At 75.2% G+C, this 1,756-nt stretch carries 2 protein-coding genes; one reads left to right on the forward strand and one right to left on the reverse strand.

The annotated features are described in order from the left end of the window. The first annotated feature begins 262 nt into the window (after positions 1-262). On the forward strand, positions 263-1,162 hold the full coding sequence (locus H5J30_RS31220) for a TIGR03560 family F420-dependent LLM class oxidoreductase (RefSeq protein WP_181790889.1): 900 nt from the start codon (positions 263-265) through the stop codon (positions 1,160-1,162). Positions 1,163-1,183: 21 nt separating this feature from the next. On the opposite strand, the gene H5J30_RS31225 is transcribed toward H5J30_RS31220, so the two are convergent. After that, positions 1,184-1,756 (reverse strand): class I SAM-dependent methyltransferase (locus H5J30_RS31225; protein ID WP_181790891.1); only part of this gene is annotated, 573 nt, incomplete at its 5' end.

Here is a 1,756-nt window from a genome sequence, read left to right on the forward strand (position 1 = left end):
GTCGCGGCGTCGGCCGCGGCCACGGCCCGGCGCCGGGCGGGCGTCAACTTGGCGGTGCTCATGGCACCACGGTACGCAGTCGCCGACGACCCCCTTCCGGGTGCGGTCCCGCCCTTTCGGCGGGGCCCTCAGCCGCCCCCGCGAAGGCCCCCTGACCGCCCGTTACTCCCCTGGGAGTAAGAAAGTTGACTCCTTGGGACGGACGACCGGCACAGGCCCGCACGGTCAGACTGGGTGGGAAGCGACGAGGAGGCCGCCCACCATGCGCATCAGCATCAACGTCACCGACTTCTCCTGGCCCGGCGGCCCCGCGGCCCTCGCGCCCGCGCTCGCCGAGGTCGTCGGCGCGGCGGACGCGGCGGGCGTGGACACCGTCTGGATCGGTGACCACCTGCTCCAGGCCGACCCCACGTGCACGCCGGACGAACCGGTGCTGGAGGCGTACACCACCCTCGGCTACCTGGCCGCGCGCACCGAGAACGTCCGCATCGGCACCATGGTCACCGGCGTCACGTACCGCCCGCCCGCCCTGCTCGTGAAGGCCGTCACCACCCTCGACGTGCTCTCCGGCGGCCGCGCCTGGCTCGGCCTCGGCGCCGGCTACCGCGAGGACGAGGCGTATGCCATGGGCCTGACCCTGCCGCCCGCGGCCGAGCGGGTCGAGCGGATGGAGGAGACGCTGCGGCTGGCGCAGCAGATGTGGGCGGGCGACACCGGCGCGTTCGACGGGCGGCACTTCACGCTGGACTACCCCGTGTGCAGCCCGCAGCCGGTGCAGCGGCCGCGGCCCGCGGTGCTCGTCGGCGGCGTGGGCGACGGTCCGATGCTGCGGCTGGCCGCGCTCTACGGGGACGCGTGCAACTTCCTGGACGTACCGGACGGCGGCCGGACGCTGCGCCGCGAGCTGGACGTGCTCCAGGACCACTGCGCGACGGCGGGGCGGCCGTACTGGGAGGTGGAGAAGACGGTCACCGCCCGGATGGAGCCCGAGGAGCCGGCGGAGTCGGTCGCGGAGCGGTGCGAGGGGTTCGCCGAGTACGGGATCGAGCACGTGGTGTTCGTCGCCGTCGGGCCGTGGACGCCGCAGGCGGTCGAGGCGGTGGGCGAGGCGGTGCCCGTGGTGGCGCAGATCAGGCCGAACAGCGAGGTGGGCGTGTGGTGAAGGCGACCCGGGGCCGGGGTGTCAGGCGCGGCGGAAGGTGACCACCGTCCCGGGCGACACCCGGGCCGGCGCCCGCGGGTCCGCGGCCACCCGGCGCTCCAACTCCGCGAAGCCCGCCTCGATGTCGGCCTCCGGCATGTGCTCGAAGATCGAGAACGCCCTGGTACGCAACCGGGCCAGCGCCCCCGCGCACGTACCGGGCGCCGGCAGCGCGACCTCCCCCACCGCCGCCAGCTCCCACCCCGCCGCCTCGAAGGTACCGCGCAGCGCCGACAGCGGCTCGTAGAGCGCGGCGAGGACCTCGCGCCCGCGGGGGAAGGCGTCGAGGTACCACAAGTCGGGCAGCGAGTCGGTGAGTTCGGTACGCAGCAGCAGGGTGCCGCCGGGCCGTAGCACGCGGTGCAGCTCGCGGGCGCCGGCGGGCTTGTCCCGTACGTGGTGCCACACGAGGAAACCCAGCGCGAAGTCGACCGCCCCGTCCGGCAGCGGCAGCGCCTCCGCCCGCCCCGGGACGTAACTGACCCGTGGATGCGCCGCGTACGCGACCGCCTGCTCCCGCATCCGCGCCGACGGCTCCACGCCGGTGACCGGGCC

This window comes from Streptomyces phytophilus (assembly GCF_013870535.1).
In the GTDB taxonomy this organism is placed as follows: Bacteria; Actinomycetota; Actinomycetes; order Streptomycetales; family Streptomycetaceae; genus Streptomyces; species Streptomyces phytophilus.

Bases quoted from the DNA above. Each gene is read 5' to 3' on its own strand.
- H5J30_RS31220 (WP_181790889.1), top strand. From the start codon at position 263: ATGCGCATCAGCATCAACGTCACCGACTTCTCCTGGCCCGGCGGCCCC.